Origin of the sequence: Aestuariispira insulae, assembly GCF_003385955.1 — a bacterium.
GTDB lineage: Bacteria > Pseudomonadota > Alphaproteobacteria > UBA8366 > Aestuariispiraceae > Aestuariispira > Aestuariispira insulae.
Genome location: NZ_QRDW01000001.1, coordinates 893,893 through 910,290, shown reverse-complemented (window position 1 = coordinate 910,290; position 16,398 = coordinate 893,893). Strand labels below are relative to the sequence as shown.

General features: G+C 54.9%; 17 protein-coding genes. 13 read left to right on the top strand and 4 right to left on the bottom strand.

Going from position 1 to position 16,398, the window contains the following annotated elements; all coding sequences use genetic code 11:
- Positions 1 to 284: 284 nt before the first annotated feature.
- From neuC to DFP90_RS04475, 9 genes are all read left to right on the top strand, one after another.
- Positions 285 to 1,466 (top strand): UDP-N-acetylglucosamine 2-epimerase, encoded by a 1,182-nt coding sequence (gene neuC / locus DFP90_RS04515; protein WP_181905186.1) that lies wholly within the window; start codon positions 285 to 287, stop codon positions 1,464 to 1,466.
- Positions 1,459 to 2,553, top strand: coding sequence for an N-acetylneuraminate synthase family protein (locus DFP90_RS04510; protein WP_115935528.1), 1,095 nt, complete (start codon positions 1,459 to 1,461; stop codon positions 2,551 to 2,553). The genes neuC and DFP90_RS04510 overlap by 8 nt, the downstream gene beginning before the upstream one ends.
- Complete coding sequence (locus DFP90_RS04505; RefSeq protein ID WP_115935185.1) at positions 2,553 to 3,485, top strand: Gfo/Idh/MocA family protein; 933 nt, start codon at positions 2,553 to 2,555, stop codon at positions 3,483 to 3,485. Before DFP90_RS04510 ends, DFP90_RS04505 begins: the two co-directional genes overlap by 1 nt.
- Positions 3,482 to 4,216 (top strand): acylneuraminate cytidylyltransferase family protein, encoded by a 735-nt coding sequence (locus DFP90_RS04500; protein WP_115935184.1) that lies wholly within the window; start codon positions 3,482 to 3,484, stop codon positions 4,214 to 4,216. Before DFP90_RS04505 ends, DFP90_RS04500 begins: the two co-directional genes overlap by 4 nt.
- A gap of 3 nt (positions 4,217 to 4,219) precedes the next feature.
- A complete protein-coding gene (locus DFP90_RS04495; protein ID WP_245956960.1) occupies positions 4,220 to 5,554 on the top strand; it encodes an N-acetyl sugar amidotransferase in 1,335 nt (444 codons plus the stop codon).
- Between the two features lie 10 nt (positions 5,555 to 5,564).
- Positions 5,565 to 6,326 carry an imidazole glycerol phosphate synthase subunit HisF gene (gene hisF / locus DFP90_RS04490; protein ID WP_245956959.1) on the top strand — a complete coding sequence of 254 codons (762 nt, stop codon included), beginning with the start codon at positions 5,565 to 5,567 and terminating at the stop codon, positions 6,324 to 6,326.
- Positions 6,323 to 6,967, top strand: a complete 645-nt coding sequence (hisH, locus tag DFP90_RS04485; RefSeq protein WP_115935182.1) for an imidazole glycerol phosphate synthase subunit HisH — start codon at positions 6,323 to 6,325, stop codon at positions 6,965 to 6,967. The genes hisF and hisH overlap by 4 nt, the downstream gene beginning before the upstream one ends.
- Positions 6,968 to 6,982: 15 nt before the next feature.
- Positions 6,983 to 8,968 carry a motility associated factor glycosyltransferase family protein gene (locus DFP90_RS04480; RefSeq protein WP_181905185.1) on the top strand — a complete coding sequence of 662 codons (1,986 nt, stop codon included), beginning with the start codon at positions 6,983 to 6,985 and terminating at the stop codon, positions 8,966 to 8,968.
- Between the two features lie 101 nt (positions 8,969 to 9,069).
- Positions 9,070 to 9,555 (top strand): PAS domain-containing protein, encoded by a 486-nt coding sequence (locus DFP90_RS04475; protein WP_115935180.1) that lies wholly within the window; start codon positions 9,070 to 9,072, stop codon positions 9,553 to 9,555.
- 15 nt (positions 9,556 to 9,570) lie between these two features.
- Here DFP90_RS04475 and DFP90_RS04470 read toward each other — a convergent pair whose 3' ends face one another.
- Together DFP90_RS04470 and metZ are read right to left on the bottom strand one after the other, a co-directional pair.
- On the bottom strand, positions 9,571 to 9,900 hold the full coding sequence (locus tag DFP90_RS04470) for a rhodanese-like domain-containing protein (RefSeq protein WP_115935179.1): 330 nt from the start codon (positions 9,898 to 9,900) through the stop codon (positions 9,571 to 9,573).
- A 34-nt stretch (positions 9,901 to 9,934) separates the two neighbouring features.
- Positions 9,935 to 11,122 carry an O-succinylhomoserine sulfhydrylase gene (gene metZ / locus DFP90_RS04465; RefSeq protein WP_115935178.1) on the bottom strand — a complete coding sequence of 396 codons (1,188 nt, stop codon included), beginning with the start codon at positions 11,120 to 11,122 and terminating at the stop codon, positions 9,935 to 9,937.
- A 164-nt stretch (positions 11,123 to 11,286) separates the two neighbouring features.
- Between metZ and DFP90_RS04460 the strand changes: the two genes are divergently transcribed.
- Positions 11,287 to 11,862 (top strand): helix-turn-helix domain-containing protein, encoded by a 576-nt coding sequence (locus tag DFP90_RS04460; RefSeq protein WP_115935177.1) that lies wholly within the window; start codon positions 11,287 to 11,289, stop codon positions 11,860 to 11,862.
- A gap of 60 nt (positions 11,863 to 11,922) precedes the next feature.
- Entirely contained in the window at positions 11,923 to 12,573 is a 651-nt protein-coding gene (locus tag DFP90_RS04455) for a GntR family transcriptional regulator (RefSeq protein ID WP_115935176.1), read from the top strand.
- Positions 12,574 to 12,579: 6 nt separating this feature from the next.
- On the opposite strand, the gene DFP90_RS04450 is transcribed toward DFP90_RS04455, so the two are convergent.
- Together DFP90_RS04450 and DFP90_RS04445 are read right to left on the bottom strand one after the other, a co-directional pair.
- On the bottom strand, positions 12,580 to 13,143 hold the full coding sequence (locus tag DFP90_RS04450; protein WP_115935175.1) for a TetR/AcrR family transcriptional regulator: 564 nt from the start codon (positions 13,141 to 13,143) through the stop codon (positions 12,580 to 12,582).
- A gap of 16 nt (positions 13,144 to 13,159) precedes the next feature.
- Entirely contained in the window at positions 13,160 to 13,771 is a 612-nt protein-coding gene (locus DFP90_RS04445) for a glutathione S-transferase N-terminal domain-containing protein (protein WP_115935174.1), read from the bottom strand.
- A gap of 321 nt (positions 13,772 to 14,092) precedes the next feature.
- Between DFP90_RS04445 and DFP90_RS04440 the strand changes: the two genes are divergently transcribed.
- Complete coding sequence (locus tag DFP90_RS04440) at positions 14,093 to 15,298, top strand: MFS transporter (RefSeq protein ID WP_115935173.1); 1,206 nt, start codon at positions 14,093 to 14,095, stop codon at positions 15,296 to 15,298.
- Between the two features lie 51 nt (positions 15,299 to 15,349).
- On the top strand, positions 15,350 to 16,351 hold the full coding sequence (locus DFP90_RS04435) for a 4-hydroxyproline epimerase (RefSeq protein ID WP_115935172.1): 1,002 nt from the start codon (positions 15,350 to 15,352) through the stop codon (positions 16,349 to 16,351).
- Positions 16,352 to 16,398 lie beyond the last annotated feature (47 nt).

Genomic DNA, 16,398 nt, shown 5'->3' with positions numbered 1-16,398 from the left:
CTTTTCTAACCAGTTGTTATTGGATAATGATTTTATGGATATTTATTTTGTTCACATTTTGTTCAAGTAAAAGATAAGTTGAAGATCGTCATTTTCAGAAACTGAAAAATCTTCTGGAATGGGAAATTATGGGAAACAGGTTGGCTTGAGGTGAATTGCGGGAAATCGTGGGATTATGGTGAATTAATAAACGGCACGCGCTTTGCTTTGCCTTTACAACGGGTTAATATGATCTCCATCCAGAAGGGATTGAAAGCACATGGCCAGAATGCCCGGATATGACAATGTCTGAACGAGTCGTAGGACCGCGCCGCATTCTTGTGGTGACCGGCAGCAGGGCCGATTATGGCCTGCTTCATTGGCCGATGCGTCTATTGCAGGATCACCCTGCCTTCCATCTACAAGTCGCCGTGACCGGCATGCATCTTTCAGATGCGCATGATGAGACCTGGAAAATCATTGAGCAGGATGGATTTCCTGTGGATGCTCGCATTGAAATGCTGATACCGGGCAAGGATAGCCCAACGGATATCTGCCAGGCGATGGCTCTGGGGATAGCCGGTTTTTCACAAGCCCTGCCTCAGCTGGATCCGGATCTGGTGGTTGTGCTCGGCGATCGGTTTGAGATTTTTGCCGCCGCCACGGCAGCCAGCATGTGTGGCTTTCCTATTGCACATCTTTGTGGCGGCGATCTGACATTGGGCGCGATCGATGATGCCATGCGCCATGCAATCACCAAGCTTTCCCACCTCCATTTTCCGAGCAACGACGAGGCGGCGGATCGGCTGATGCGCATGGGCGAACAGCCGGACCGCATTCATATGATCGGCAGCCCCGGCCTGGACCAGATCCGCCATATGGCTTTTAAGCCCCGTGATGAAGTGTTCCAGGCCATTGGACTTGCGCCGGGAAAGAAAAATCTGATGGTGACCCTGCATCCCGCCACCCTGGAGCAGGGGGACCCTCTGGGGCAGGCGCAAAATCTTCTCGAAGCCCTGGATCATTTTGGTCAGGATCTCTCTATCGTCCTGACCGGCAGTAATGCGGATACGGGCGGCCAGGCGATTTCAGGGCGGTTTTCGCACTATGCGGATGAGAGACCGAATGCCGCGTTTCGCGCCAATCTGGGTACTGACCTCTATCTCAACCTTCTGAACCAGGTGGATATGGTTGTGGGCAATTCTTCCAGCGGACTTTATGAGGTGCCAAGTTTCGGCATCGCAACCGTGAATATCGGTTCCCGGCAGGATGGCCGGTTGAAGGCCGCATCCGTGATCGACTGCGGCAGTTTGGCGGAAGAGGTTGTAGCTGCGATGGAAAAGGGGTTTCAGGCTGATTTCTCAGACGTGAAAAATCCCTATGGTGACGGCTGTTCATCGGTCCGTTTCGTCGATAGGCTGACACAAGTGGAAGATTTCACCGCCTTGATGGCGAAACAATTCTATGAAGGGCCGCTTGATGAGTGAGCTTCGGATAATCGCGGAAGCAGGCGTCAATCACGATGGTGATGTGAAAAAAGCGTTAGCACTGGTGGATACCGCTCTGACTGCTAAGGCTGATTATATCAAGTTCCAGCTTTTTGATCCTGGTCAGTTGACCAGTGCCCAGGCACCGTTGGCTCCGTATCAGCAGGCCTACGGCGCAGAAAAAGGCACCTATGGTCACGGTCAGCAGGAGATGTTGCGTGCGCTTAGTCTGACCCGGGATGAAGTGCTGGAGGTCAAAGCCTATTGCGATAGCCTCGGTATCGCATTTACGGCAACACCGTTTGATCTTGGCAATCTTGCCTTTTTGGATCGAGAGTTGGATCCGCCTTTTATAAAGATCGGCTCCGGTGATTTGACCAACGCCCCGCTTCTTCACGCGGCGGCTCGCACGGGCCGTGAGGTTATCCTGTCCACAGGCATGGGGATGCCGGATGAGGTGGCGCTGGCACTGGGTGTTCTGGCCCATGGATATTTGACGTCTGAGATTCCGGCGGCGGCGACGGATTTCAAGGCCCTTCGCGCAACCGCCGATGCGCAGCAGATCCTGTTTGAAAAAGTCACCCTGCTGCATTGTACCACCGCCTATCCGACCCCCATGGCGGAGGTGAATCTTCGAGCCCTTGAAACATTGCGTGACCAATTCGGCCTTCCGGTCGGTTATTCCGATCATACCCTTGGTGCGGATGCGGCGGTCGCGGCCGTTGCCCTTGGGGCTCGTGTCATCGAAAAACATTTCACCTTGGACAAAGGGGCCGCGGGGCCGGATCACTCGGCTTCACTGGAACCGGTGGAGCTGACGGATTTCGTCGAGCGGCTGCACGCTATGGTGCGGGCGATGGGGACAGGTGAAAAGAAGCCATCCGTAGGCGAGTTGGAAAATGTCACAGCGGCAAGGCGAAGCCTGGTTGCCGCCACTTCCATCAAACCGGGGGATGTCTTTACTGAGGAAAATCTGACGGTTAAACGGCCGTCGGGCGGCCTTTCGCCCGCGCTCTATTGGCACATCCTGGGGCGCAAGGCGACAAAATTGTATCTGCCTGACCAGATGATCGAGGAAAATATCTGATGGGCCGGGTGCTGGTAATTGGCCTGGGCAGTGCGGGGATGCGCCACGCGGAAATATTGAAAACGCAAGGACATGATGTGATCACGGTCAGCCGGCGGCCGGGTGCCGGTGATTATGCCGTGATCAGAGACGCAGTCTTGGACAGGCGACCCGGCTACACCGTGGTTGCCAGCGAAACCGCGGCGCATCTGGAACATTTGCAAGAGCTTTGGGAGGCGGGTTTTCACGGACCTGTCCTGATGGAAAAACCGCTTTTTCGGGATTGGTCGGATGGAGCTGATCTATCCATCGGATCGGAGATCTTTGTCGGATATAATCTGCGATTTGATCCGGTGATCCGGCATCTGCAGGCGCGGCTGGCTGAATTGGAAGAACCTTTGGTTTCCGTGCGGATCGAAGTGGGACAATATCTGCCGGATTGGCGGCGCTCAAGAGATGTGAAGGAAACCTATTCCGCATCGTCCGCTGCCGGTGGTGGCGTGTTACGGGATCTCAGCCACGAACTGGATCTGGCCATGCTGTTATGCGGTCCCTGGAACAGCCTGACGGCACTCGGCGGTCGGCTTGGCGGGTTTGAGATCACCAGTGACGACAGCTGGACGATCATGGCCTCAATGAGCAATTGTCCGCAACTGTCCATCCGGATGAATTATTTTGACCGACCGGCGCGCCGGAGCATTCTGGTCAACGGAACCCATACAACGTTAGAAGCGGACCTGATCGCAGGCCGTCTTTGTGTGAATGGTGAATTAGAACATATTCACCGTGAGGATCTGCAAAGTTACAAAGACCAACTGGAAGCCTTCATGGGCGGTCCCGGTCACAACAGGCTATGTGATTTGTCGACCGGCATGGCGGTGATGGCAATGATCCGGGATGTGGAGCGGGCCGATCGGACGGGAACCTGGGTCCAGAGGGAGGGCGCGGTATGAAGCGGATTTGTACGATTTGTGCGCGCGGCGGTTCCAAGGGGGTGCCGGTTAAAAATCTGGCGCCGGTTCTGGGGCGGCCGCTGATTGCCCACACCATTGTCCAGGCGCAGGAAAGCGCCATGTTTGATGCCATTGCCGTCAGCAGTGATTCTGCGGCCATCCTGCAGGCTGCAGAGGAATATGGTGTTGAGTTGCTGATCCGCCGTCCGGATGCGTTGGCCACCGATAACTCCGCCAAATTGCCGGTGGTAAAACATTGTGTCGAGGCCGCGGAACAGAAAACCGGCATGGCTTTTGATATCATGGTGGATATGGATGTCACCTCCCCCCTGCGACTGCGCAAGGATATCACCGGTGCGGTGGCCCTGCTGGAGGACGGTGGCTGTTCCAATGTGATTACTGGTGCTGTCAGTCGCCGGTCGCCTTATTTCAATCTGGTGGAACGGGGATCGGATGATTTTGTCCACCTGTCGAAACCGTTGGAACAAGCGGTGACCCGCAGACAGGATGCGCCTCGTTGCTTTGATATGAATGCTTCGATTTACGTTTGGAAACGGGAGAGCTTTTTCCCGGAACCCAAAGTGTTTTACGAGGATACAAAACTGTTTGAAATGCCTGATGACCGGTCATTGGACATCGACAATCCCCTGGATCTGGAGATTGTCTCTTTTCTGATGGCAAGACGGATGGGACTGGAAACCGGCGTGGTTGATGTGACAAAGGAAGACTGATCTATGAAGAGCCCCTTTAAATATCCGGATATGGGTCGTTTTCAGCCGGATTTGTCGGCCTATTCCGGCGCGGTCAATAACCCTGAATGTTATTATGGCCTGCCGCAGGATATTACCTATTGCAGCAAATGCGTGATTTCCAATCAGCGGCCCAATTCCGCCGTTGAATTCAAACATAAAGCCGACAGTAAGAAAGGCACCATTCATCTGGATGAGGCCGGTGTCTGTGACGCCTGTCATGTTGCGGAACAGAAGAAGGCGGAGATTGACTGGGAGGCGCGCGAGCGTGAATTGGTCGCGCTTTGTGACAAATATCGCAGCCGCAACGGTTCATACGATTGCGTGGTGCCTGGCTCGGGCGGCAAGGACAGCTTTTATGCCTCCTACATGTTGAAATATAAATACGGCATGCATCCGCTCACCGTGACTTGGGCGCCGCATGTTTATACCGAATGGGGTTGGCGAAATTTCGAGCGTTGGATCCATAGCGGGTTCGACAATTATCTGATGACCCCGAACGGGCGAGCCCATCGATTGTTGACCCGTCTGGCAGTGGAAAATTTATTCCATCCCTTCCAGGCCTTTATTCTGGGCCAGAAGAATCTGGCACCGAAAATGTCAGTCCTACATAAGATCCCGTTGGTTTTTTATGGTGAAAATGAAGCGGAATATGGAAATCCCAAGGGCGATATGAAGGGGGCGACCCGATCAACGGATTATTTTGCCGCCGATGATTTGAGCGAAATGTATCTGGGGGGTGTTTCCGTGCCGGAACTGTTGGCCGATTTTGATATGGTCCGAAGTGATGTTGATCCTTATCTACCGGCGGACCCCAAGGGCCTGGCCGAGGTCGGGACCACCGTTCATTATCTTGGCTACTATCTGAAATGGCATCCGCAGAGTTGTTATTATTTTGCCGCCGAACATGGCGGGTTTGAAGCGTCTCCGGAACGCACGCCGGGCACCTATTCAAAATATAACTCCATCGACGACAGGATTGATGATTTCCATTATTACTGCACCTATATCAAATTCGGCATCGGCCGGGCCACCTATGACGCGGCTCAGGAAGTTCGTTCCGGCGACATTACCCGGGAAGAGGGACAGATGCTGGTCCGTAAGTTCGACGGGGAATTTCCCGAGCGCTTCGCCGAAGAGATTTTCCAGTATCTGAGCCTGCCGGAAGCAGAATTTCCCAAAGCCTCAAAACTGTTCGAGCAGCCGATCATGGACCGGTCCTATTTCGATGCCCTGACAGACCGGTTCCGGTCCCCGCATATCTGGAAACATGAAGATGGTGTGTGGAAACTGCGCCGGACCGTGTTCGATGACCTCTAGGATAAGCGGTATGTTGAGGATCATTCCCCGCCTGGATGTGAAAGCGCCGAACCTGATCAAGGGCGTTCGGCTGGAAGGTCTGCGCGTGATCGGCGATCCACAGGAATATGCGGTCAAATACTATAAGGCCGGTGCCGATGAACTGCTCTACATGGATATTGTCGCCAGCCTTTATGACCGAAACAACCTGGCAAATATCGTGGAGAAAGCGAGCCGGGATGTTTTTATCCCTATGACGGTGGGCGGCGGTGTTCGCTCGGTAGAGGATGCTAAAACCTTGCTGCGTGCGGGCGCGGATAAGGTCGCTATCAATACGGCAGCTTTGAAACGTCCGGAACTGGTCCGGGAAATGGCGGAAACTTTCGGCGCGCAATGCATGGTTTTGAGTGTCGAAGCCAAACGCAAGCCCAGCGGCGGATGGGAGGCCTATTATGACAATGGGCGTGAGCATAGCGGACGGGATGTGATTGATTGGGTCCGCCAAGGGGCGGAGTTCGGGGCTGGTGAATTGCTGATCACCTCCGTCGATCAGGAAGGAACCCGCAAAGGATATGATATCGAGCTGGTCGCGGCGGTGACGCAGGCTGTGGATCTGCCGGTCATTGCAAGCGGTGGAATGGGATCTGTATCGGATCTGACAAAATTGGTGGAACAGGCCGTTCCAGATGCGGTTTCCATGGCGGATATTCTCCATTATGAGCGGATTGGTTTGGTGGAAATGAAAGCCGAACTGAAGCAGGCGGGATTGCGGGTGCGGGAGATCGAGCCATGAACCGGAGGGTCACGATTGTTGATTACGGTTCCGGCAACCTGCTCAGTGTGCGGCGGGCATTGGAATGTTGTGCGGGCGAGGTGACACTGGCACAGACGCCGGAACAGGTGCGTCATGCGGATCGTCTGGTCCTGCCGGGGGTTGGCGCTTTTGCTCATTGTATGGCGCTTTTGCGTGGCTTGGATTTGCTGGACCCGCTGAAGGAGGTTGCAGCGCGGGGCAATCCCTTCCTTGGGATCTGTGTCGGCATGCAGATTCTGATGACCGAAGGGCATGAATTTGGCAAACATGCGGGGCTGGGCCTGATCGACGGCATGGTGGAGCCCATTCCTACCCTGGATGGCGATGGCGGGCGCCTGAAAGTGCCGCATATTGGATGGAACGCCCTGGGGGAGCCGATTGCGGGCCGTTGGGACAAGACCCTATTGGATGGCGGGCTGCGGGGTGGTTCTCAGGTGTATTTTGTTCATTCTTATGCGGCCCGGCCTGCCAACAGTGATGATCGCCTGGCGGAAACACGTTATGGAGGGCAGGCGATCTGCGCGGCCGTGGCGAAAGACAATGTGGTCGGCACACAATTCCATCCGGAAAAAAGCGCGGAAGCGGGGCTGGACCTGTTGGAACGGTTCCTTGGTTGGTAGGGTTTGGAGATGTCAATGAACCGGTCGCTGTATGATTCCAATCTGGATGTGATCAAGGAAAAAGAAGCGGATGGCCGGCGGTTGGCGGCACGTTTCCGGAATTTTCGGCCGACGGATTTCTCACTTGTGGGGGAGGCAGAAGCCGGTACTTTGAATCTGGTGCGGGCGGGTGTGCCGTTCTATCAACCCGACGCGCTGACTTCTGCGGCGGTCCAGGTGGATGAATATCTCCAATCACCGGAACGATACATGCTGGATCGGCCATCGGCCCGGCAGGATCCGGGAACCGTGCACAGCGATTTTCGCAAGGCGCTCTACGGTGCCCTGGATGGCTGGGAGCTATCTGCCGAACCGTCTTCGGATGCTGGGTATCTCGTCAGTTTCGGTGCCGGGAGTGGGATTGCCGCTTTGCTGCTGCTCGACCGGTTGGACGTGCGCAATCTGGTCTTGGTGGAAACGGATCCGGATCGTTTATGGGCCTGTCTGAATATCCTGCCATTTGACGGACTGTTTCAAAAACTGGAAGCGCGCGGCGGGACCGTCCGCATTATTCTGGAGGAAGATCCGGAGGCAGCGGCCAATTGGGCGCTTCAGGCATTGCGCGGTGTTGATCATACCCTTGTCGACGGCAGCTACATCTTCCGGGAACGGGACGGGGATGATCTGATCGACCAGGCGGGGGATCATTTCCGGGTGAACCTGACCACCTTGGCGGCATCCATGGGCTTTTTTGAAGATGAATGCCTGATGTTTGCCAACACGGTGGCCAATCTGAAACGCCATCATTTCCGGTTGATGGGGCCGTCAGCCGTCAGTCCGAAGACCATACCGGCACTGATTGTCGGCAGTGGTCCCTCCATTGATCAATCCATCGACAGCATTCAGCGTAACGCAGACAAGACGATCGTCATATCCGGCGGAACCGCCATCACGATCATGAAACGGAATGGGATTGAACCGGATTTTCACACCCAGTTCGAAAATGTCGCGATGAATGTGGATGTGCTTGAGGCGATTGAGGAAGAGGTGGGTTTGAAAAATACCATCCTGATTGCGCCAACAACAGTCGATCCGCGCATCCCGGGACTATTCAAGGAAACCATTTTCTATTTCAGGGATTCGCTCTGTCCGACCAAGCTGTTTGTGGAGATGGCGGATATGGTGCCCCTAAGCGGGCCAACGGTGACTAACCTTGCTTGCAGGGCTGGTATTTCCTTTGGGATCACCGAATTTCTGCTCTATGGCATTGACCTTGGCGGTCCTAATCCGGAGACCCATCATTCCAAGGATTCGATTTACGAATATTCGAAAAACAGGATGCTGGAAGCCACCGGCCAGACCATGCAGGAAGTGGCCTTGGCCGATCCGCAGAATATACCGGTTGCCGGCAATCGGCGGGATCGGGTTTACACCAGTCGGATCATGATCCTGGCCCGGATGTTTTTTGAAAAACTGTTTACAAGTTCAAATCATCTGAAAGTCTATAACTGTTCGGATGGGGTCCGGATTTTGGGCACGCAGCCGGTGGACCCAAAAGCGGTGAATATTACGGCGGGTCTGGTGGAAAAGGATGTGTTGAAAAAAGCGATCCTGGATGAAATGCCGGCCTATGAACCGGGCGCCATAGTTTCTGATGAGCGTATCGACGAATTTGGTGCTCGCCTGCGTGAGATTTTCGCGACCTTAAAAACCATACTAGCGCGTCATAAGGCGCGGGCGAATGCCGATGCGGATGTGGTTTTCCGTGAGATGTATGATGAGATCCGGCCCCTTCTGCAACAGGGTCAGGAAGAACTGGCTCACGGCACAGATGCGGCGGCCCGGGTTGTGGCCAATGGCACTGTGATCATGATTGTACAAACGGGGCATTTTCTATTGAGGCGTCTGGATGGGGCAAACCAGAAAACACATTTCCTGGAGATCTTTTGCGACTGTTTCATTGATGTGATCGCGCGAATGGAGGATGAATTAACCGCATTGCTGGAAAAGGCGTTGAAGTGAGAAAAACATCGCCGGCCCAAAATTGGTGATGCAGCCGGAGACAACAATGTCTATTCTTCTTTCGTAATGTTGTTATTCAGCCGGATCTCCACCCTCAATTCATGAACAGTACCATCAGCCCAGAATTTGTTGATCTTTACAGGCGTCCGGTTACCGGACCTGCCAGTTTTGTCTCTAGCCAGATAAAAAGCCTGTATGACTGGTGGCTGGAATTCCACCCAATGATGCCGGCGATGGATGCTTTTGACATTGTTGAACACCGCTCCCTGGCACCCAACCTGTTTCTCTACAAAATTCTTGAGCCAGGTAAATATCAATACCGCCTCAATGGTGAAGCCGTTGTCTCATTAACCGGGGCAAGCCAGTCCGGTCGCATTTTCAGCCTTGAAGATTCGGATGAGGAGGCACAGATCCTCGCAGATTATCTGGGGGAAGTGATATCGAGCCGGGTGCCCTGGACCTGTGGCGGATCTATGGCGCATCTGGGTAAGGATTGGATGCGCTTTGAATCCATCGACTGCCCGATGGCCGGCAAGGATGGCGTTGTTACCCATATTCTGGGATTGATGGTCAAGCTGGATAATTGACCAGGCTGTTGGTGCTTAGCTGCCGCTCTGGGTCGGGTAACCTTTTGCCTGCCAATCCAGGATGCCCCCTTCCATATGGACGATTTGTTTGAATCGGCCCTGTTGGAACAGCCCGAAATTGTCGGCGGTCCGTCGACCGCTACGGCAATGGAAGATACCGACTTTGGCCGGATCATGGGGGATGAGGGCCGGGTCGAAAGCGGAAAGCGGTACCAGAGTGGCCCCCGGAATATTCATGCTATCCCACTCATTGCTCTCGCGGACATCAATCAGGACGGCTTCCCCGTTGTCGAGCAGGGACTTTGCCTCATCAACATTGATGCCATTTACAATTACGTCACTCATCACCCAGATTTCCCAACTCAGTTATTTTCTGTTTTCAAAGGGTTGCGATGGCCTGATCCAAGTCCCGGATCAGATCGTCGGCATTCTCCAGCCCGACCGACAGGCGCAGCATGCCGTCCGTGATCCCCATTTCAGCGCGCTCCTCGTCACTCAGGCGCTGGTGCGTGGTGGTGGCGGGATGGGTGGCCAGGGTTTTTGAATCCCCTAGATTATTGGAGATGGTTGCGACTTTGAGCGCGTTTAGGAATTTGAACGCTTTGTCCTTGCCGCCCTTCAGATCAAAAGTGACCATAGAGCCGCCCAGGCGCATCTGCTTGCGGGCAAGTTCCACCTGCGGATGACTTTCTAAATGGGGGTAAAGCACCTTTTCAAAAGCGTCATTGCCCTCGAAATACTTGGCGATTTTCAAGGCCGTCTCACATTGGCGTTCGATCCGGAGCGGCAGGGTCTCGAGCCCCTTTAACAGGATCCAGGCATTGAACGGGCTCAACGACGGACCGGTATGGCGGATGAAGGGGGTGACCTTCTCCTTGCAATATTCCTGGGTGCCCAAGATTGCCCCGCCCATACAGCGGCCCTGGCCGTCAATATGTTTGGTCGCGGAATAAATCACCACATCCGCGCCCAGTTCCAGCGGCTTTTGGTTGCCCGGTGTAGCAAAGACATTGTCGACCACTACGGTCGCGCCGGCCTTGTGGGCAAGTTCGGCCACAGCCGGCAAGTCGATGATTTCCAGGGTCGGGTTTGAAGGGGTTTCCAAAAACACCGCCTGGGTCGGTTTGGATAGGGCCGCTTCCCACTGGGCGAGGTCGGTACCGTCGACAAATTCGGATTCAACTCCATAGCGCGGCAGGATTTCATTGATGATATATTGGCAGGACCCGAACAGCGCCTTGGAGGCGACCACCCGGTCCCCGGCTTTCAACAGGGCGATCAGCGCATTATAAACAGCCGACATGCCGCTGGATGTGGTGACACAGGCTTCCGCCCCTTCCAGAAGGCGCAGGCGCTCTTGCAGGGTGGTTACGGTCGGGTTGGCATAGCGGCTGTAGACATAGCGCGCGCCGTCGGTCTTGAAAGCATGCTCGGCTTCCTCGGCAGAGGAATAGACATAACCGGAGGTCATATAAATCGCCTCTGCGGTTTCCATGTGCTGTGACCGTTCCAGGCCGCCCTGGATCAATGCTGTTTCCGGATGCCAATCGGCGAAATCTTTACTCATAACCTGAATCCTCAGCCGGGACTTTTCCCCATGAAATAACTGTCTCGTACAATAAAACGAACAAATGTTCTGTCAATCAAAAATGTTCCGTTGCAAGAATTGTCCAACCTGTGCCATAAAGAGCGGAAAATGGTGTCAGACCTTGATGATTGGGATAGTTTAACATGGTTGATGGCGGAGAAATGCCGAAAATCGGGCGCAAGGTCTTGCGTCTACGCCAGGCCTATAAGATGAGCCTGGACGATCTTGCGGCAAAATCGGGTGTATCGAAATCCGTGCTTTCCCAGATCGAGCGGGACCAGAATAACCCGACTCTGTCGACGATTTACCGAATCTGCAAAGCGCTGCATATCACGGTGGAAGAGATCGTGCGGGAAGACACCGATCCCAGGATTTTCGACAAGTTGACTGAACATTCCACACCAGTGATCCGCAGTGATGACGGGCGCTGCAACCTCCGCATCCTAGGACCGATCACAACGGTCAACTGGCTGCAATGGTATGATATAGAAGTGGATCCGGGCGGGCGTCTGGTTTCCGATCCACACGATCCGGGAACCCTGGAAAATCTGACGGTTCTGGAAGGGGAGCTGGAGGTTGCAACAGGTGAGAGCAGTGAGCGCATCTCAAAAGGTGAGACGCTGCGTTATCCGGCGGATGAACGGCATGTGGTCAGTAATCCGGGATCCACACCCGCAAGGGCGACGATGGTGGTTGTCCTGGGGCGGCCGATTACCTGATTTCCAGATTGCGGGAATCGGGCATAATAAACGAATTCACCAGGGCAAAGACGAGACACGATGAGTATTCAGATCGGTGCACAGCGGGAAAAACTTGCAGACCGGGCCTACCGGGAATTGGAAGAATTAATCATCACCCTGCGCCTGCGGCCGGGCAGTATCCTGAACGAGCCGGATTTATGCAGTGCGTTGGAAATCGGGCGCACTCCCATGCGCGAGGCGTTGCAGAAACTGGCGGCGGAACGTTTGGTCACAATTCAGCCGCGCCGGGCGATGATTGTCAGTGAGGTACATGCCTCAGAGCATCTCATCGTGCTGGAGACAAGGCGCGTTCTGGAACGCTTGATTGCCGCTTCCGCTGCGAAACGGGCAGATAAGCAGGAGCGCGAGCAACTGCGCGATTGTGCCGAGGCAATCCGCACCGCTGCAGATCAGGGGGACATTGACGAATTCATGCGCCAGGACAAGGAGTTTGACCGGATCCTGGGGCAGGCAGCCCGAAATCCTTTTGCTTCGCAATCCTGCCAGCCGTTGCAAAGCCTGTCGCGACGTTTCTGGTATTATCACCAGGGTGAGGCAGAGCTTTCCATCGCGGCTGATCTTCACACCCAGATCATGTTGGCAGTGGCCGATGGTGAGCCGGAGAAGGCGGCGGATGCTTCAGATAAACTCATGGATTATCTGGAAGCGGCGGCACGCAAGGTGATTTGAGGGTCTTTAGCGGGCCTCTCCGCCGAAAAGCAGATTGATCATGCTGCGGGCGATGGACTGATGAATGTCCGTGCGGTCTTGTGCCCTGGAGAGAACGAAGCCGCCTTGGACCACAGCCAGGAGGGTCGTGGCCAGGTCCCCGGCATCGAGATGGGCCGGAAGGCTGCCATCTTCCTGTGCTTCGCGGATTGCATGCTTCAGTAGCTCAGTCAGTTCTTCGAAATAGGCACGCATCGGCTGGCCAAGTTGAGGGTCTTGCATGGAGATTTCATTGGCAAGCCGCCCGACCCGGCAGCCTTTCAGGCTTTCCCGCGGCTTGCAAAGATAGGATTCCAAGCGTTGCTGTGCCGGCCCCTTTGCCGCCAGATTGTCGCGCATGATATCGAGCATTTCACGGCTGATTTCTTCGAGCGCGGCAATGGCCAGATCCTTTTTGCCGTCGAAATGATGATAAAAGCTGCCCTGACCGGTGGCGCTTAATGCCTGGATGTCACGGGGACTGGTGGCTTCATAGCCTTTTTCCCATAACAGCTGTTTGGTGGCGTCGATCAGGGCCTCTTTTTTCGACATATTGGCTCCACAAGGATCAGGTGGGGTCAAAGGGGATAGTTTCTCTAAAGGAAGGTCTGGCCATCCATTCGTCAAACTTTTTCGCCAGATGAGGCCGGTTTGCCCGCCAGTCGAGGCTCTCAAAGCGGAAACCGAGATAGCCCAGAAGGCAACCGGTTGCGATTTGGCCGAGATCAAGATCCGTCTGCCAGGTGCCGCATTCCTGTTCCATCCGGTCCAGGGACCGCATCACGGCATTCATCCAACGGTCCTGCCAAAGGGGGGATCGCTTTTCTTCATCCCGGCGGCGTTCCGTGACCATGTTAAAACAGGCGTCTATGGCACCGTCGGCCATGGCCTGCAATCGTAGTGCCTGCCAGCGGGCTTCGCCCTTTTCCACCAGCAGGGCCGGGACCGGTGAGGGGAGGCTGTCCAGATATTCGCAAATGACGGGGCTGTCGAATAAAGGGGGAAGGCCGGGGCGAACCAACGCCGGAATTTTGGAAAGCGGGTTGGCGTCCAGCAGTTGGGGTGGGCTTTCCATGGCAACAACCATGGTTTCGGAAATGTCAGGGGTGAGTTTCTTTTCCAATCGGACAATCCGGGCTTTTCGGACATAGGGCGAGGAGGGGGAGCATAACAGCTGCATGATGGGATCTCTGATGATTGAAGGGGGAAATGTACATACTAGTAGGTACAATATTTCCGGAAACGAGTCGAATCATTTCTGTGTCAAACCGGAAGCGTCATGAAGAAGTAGGTTTGCCTGCATCATCAAGCTTGTTTTGCGAATTAGTATATTGTAGATATATTAGTAGAAATTTTCTGAAAGTTGCCAAAGATGCGGCCTTACAACGGATAAATCTGCATCAGAGTGAATTGGCGACTGATTTAATGGCGGACTTCGTGCACCCTCATGGCATATGTGTCTAAAATATATGCTCCCGTGAGCCTTGATGGAGTCTTGTTCATGTCCTTGAAATGGCGGTCTATCTCCATACTCGTCCTGTGCGAGGTTCTGGCAATGACCCTATGGTTTTCCTCGTCGGCAACCATTCCGGCCCTCCGAGCTGAATTTGCGCTGACCGATCTGCAAGCCTCCCTGATCAGCAGCAGTGTGAATGTGGGTTTCGTAGTGGGCACCATACTCAGCGCTATGTTGGGGCTGGCGGACCGGCTGAATTTGAAATGGTTTTTTGCCGTTTCGACCTTCGTGGCGGCGGCGGCCAACAGCCTGATCCTGATGGTCGATCCGACGTCGATCCTGTTACCTTTATTGCGGTTCCTGGTCGGAATCTGCATGGCCGGTATCTATCCAGTGGGTATGAAGATGGCGTCATCATGGGCCAAGGCGGATATGGGGCTTTTGGTCGGCATCCTGGTAGCGGCCTTGACCTTCGGTTCGGCGGCACCGCATATGATCGATGCCTTTGGCGGGCTTGACTGGCGATTGACTATTGCGGCCGCTTCCGTCGCTGCTGGAACCGGGGCCCTGTTGATCGCTGCCTTTGCCTTGGGCCCGAATATGGGCCGCACCCCGCCCTTCAAGCTGACCCACATGTTTGATGCCTGGAAAAACCGGCCTTTGCGTTATGCCAATCTGGGGTATTTCGGCCATATGTGGGAGCTTTATGCCATGTGGGCCTGGATCGGGGTGTTTCTTCAAGCAAGCTTTGCGCTCAACCCCGGCGGACCGGAGGCGGCTTTCTGGGCGCGCATTGCCAGCTTTGCAATCATCGCAGCCGGGGCGCTGGGCAGCCTTTACGGGGGATATTTCGCGGATCGGATGGGCCGGACAACCCTGACGATCGGGGCGCTCTCCATCAGCGGCAGCTGTGCGTTGGCCGCCGGCTTCCTGTTTGGTGCCAGCCCCTGGCTTTTGGTGTCACTTTGCCTTGTCTGGGGGATCAGCATTGTGGCGGATTCAGCACAATTCTCAGCCAGCGTCATTGAGTTATCCGATCCCACTTTGACTGGAACCATGGTGACCATCCAGACCTGTATCGGTTTTTTGCTGACCATCATCACCATCCATATGATCCCGCCACTGGTGGCTTGGGTGGGATGGTCATTTGCCTTTATGCCCCTGGTGATAGGGCCAGTCATCGGTGTTGTGGCCATGGCGCGGCTGAGGGCTATGCCGGAATCCCTGAAACTGGCCCATGGCCGCCGATAGCGATCTGGCACCATTTGTGATTTGTTATTCTTCAGTGAAGGAAAGAGTAGAATGAATTCCCATCGTTTCGATTGCATTGACGGTCATACATGCGGCAACCCGGTCCGGGTGGTGCGCGAGGGCGGGCCGGACCTGACAGGCGACAGCATGAGCGAGCGCCGACAGCATTTCCTGCGCGAATATGACTGGATCCGGACCGGGTTGATGTTCGAACCCCGCGGCCACGATATGATGTCGGGCTCCATCCTCTATCCGCCAACCCGTGAAGATTGTGATGTCGGAATCCTCTTTATCGAAACCAGCGGATGCTTGCCTATGTGTGGCCATGGCACCATCGGCACGGTAACGATCGCGCTGGAAAATGATCTGGTGCAGCCGGGGACACCTGGTGTTTTGAACCTGGATACGCCGGCGGGCAAAGTTGTCGCCGAATATGAGATGCAGGACGGTTTTGTTGAATGGGTGCGGATCCGTAATGTGGCGTCATATCTGGATGCGGAAGGGCTGGAGATCGATTGTCCGGAATTGGGACGGCTGTCGGTTGATGTGGCTTATGGCGGAAATTTTTATTGCATTGTCGAACCACAGGAAAATTTCCGCGACATGGATGATTTCGCCGCCGGAGACCTGATCCGCATGTCCCTCAAACTGCGCGCGGCGATGAATGACGCCTATGAATTTGTTCACCCCGAAAATCCCACCATCCGCGGCCTGTCGCATATTCAATGGACCGGTGAGCCAAAAACCGAGGGATCACACGCCCGCAATGCTGTTTTCTATGGGGACAAGGCCATCGACCGTTCTCCTTGCGGGACTGGAACCTCGGCCCGTATGGCGCAACTGGCGGCCAAGGGCAAGTTGAAGGAAGGTGATGACTTTGTCCATGAAAGCATCATAGGCAGCCAGTTCCATGGCCGGGTTGAGGCCGTGACCGAACTGTCGGGCATGCCGGCGATTATCCCATCAATCCGCGGCTGGGCGCGGGTTACTGGCTATAACACCATCTTCATTGATGACCGGGATCCCTATGCGCGCGGATTCCAGGTTGTCTGACCAGTCTTTGCCCTCTAACGTTCGGGCAGATGAAAACCATCTGCCGG

Excerpts from the sequence above, each read along its gene's own strand:
- neuC (WP_181905186.1), top strand. The coding sequence starts at position 285 with ATGTCTGAACGAGTCGTAGGACCGCGCCGCATTCTTGTGGTGACCGGC.
- DFP90_RS04510 (WP_115935528.1), top strand. The coding sequence starts at position 1,459 with ATGAGTGAGCTTCGGATAATCGCGGAAGCAGGCGTCAATCACGATGGT.
- DFP90_RS04505 (WP_115935185.1), top strand. The coding sequence starts at position 2,553 with ATGGGCCGGGTGCTGGTAATTGGCCTGGGCAGTGCGGGGATGCGCCAC.
- DFP90_RS04500 (WP_115935184.1), top strand. The coding sequence starts at position 3,482 with ATGAAGCGGATTTGTACGATTTGTGCGCGCGGCGGTTCCAAGGGGGTG.
- DFP90_RS04495 (WP_245956960.1), top strand. The coding sequence starts at position 4,220 with ATGAAGAGCCCCTTTAAATATCCGGATATGGGTCGTTTTCAGCCGGAT.
- hisF (WP_245956959.1), top strand. The coding sequence starts at position 5,565 with ATGTTGAGGATCATTCCCCGCCTGGATGTGAAAGCGCCGAACCTGATC.
- hisH (WP_115935182.1), top strand. The coding sequence starts at position 6,323 with ATGAACCGGAGGGTCACGATTGTTGATTACGGTTCCGGCAACCTGCTC.
- DFP90_RS04480 (WP_181905185.1), top strand. The coding sequence starts at position 6,983 with ATGAACCGGTCGCTGTATGATTCCAATCTGGATGTGATCAAGGAAAAA.
- DFP90_RS04475 (WP_115935180.1), top strand. The coding sequence starts at position 9,070 with ATGAACAGTACCATCAGCCCAGAATTTGTTGATCTTTACAGGCGTCCG.
- DFP90_RS04470 (WP_115935179.1), bottom strand. The coding sequence starts at position 9,900 with ATGAGTGACGTAATTGTAAATGGCATCAATGTTGATGAGGCAAAGTCC.
- metZ (WP_115935178.1), bottom strand. The coding sequence starts at position 11,122 with ATGAGTAAAGATTTCGCCGATTGGCATCCGGAAACAGCATTGATCCAG.
- DFP90_RS04460 (WP_115935177.1), top strand. The coding sequence starts at position 11,287 with ATGGTTGATGGCGGAGAAATGCCGAAAATCGGGCGCAAGGTCTTGCGT.
- DFP90_RS04455 (WP_115935176.1), top strand. The coding sequence starts at position 11,923 with ATGAGTATTCAGATCGGTGCACAGCGGGAAAAACTTGCAGACCGGGCC.
- DFP90_RS04450 (WP_115935175.1), bottom strand. The coding sequence starts at position 13,143 with ATGTCGAAAAAAGAGGCCCTGATCGACGCCACCAAACAGCTGTTATGG.
- DFP90_RS04445 (WP_115935174.1), bottom strand. The coding sequence starts at position 13,771 with ATGCAGCTGTTATGCTCCCCCTCCTCGCCCTATGTCCGAAAAGCCCGG.
- DFP90_RS04440 (WP_115935173.1), top strand. The coding sequence starts at position 14,093 with ATGTCCTTGAAATGGCGGTCTATCTCCATACTCGTCCTGTGCGAGGTT.
- DFP90_RS04435 (WP_115935172.1), top strand. The coding sequence starts at position 15,350 with ATGAATTCCCATCGTTTCGATTGCATTGACGGTCATACATGCGGCAAC.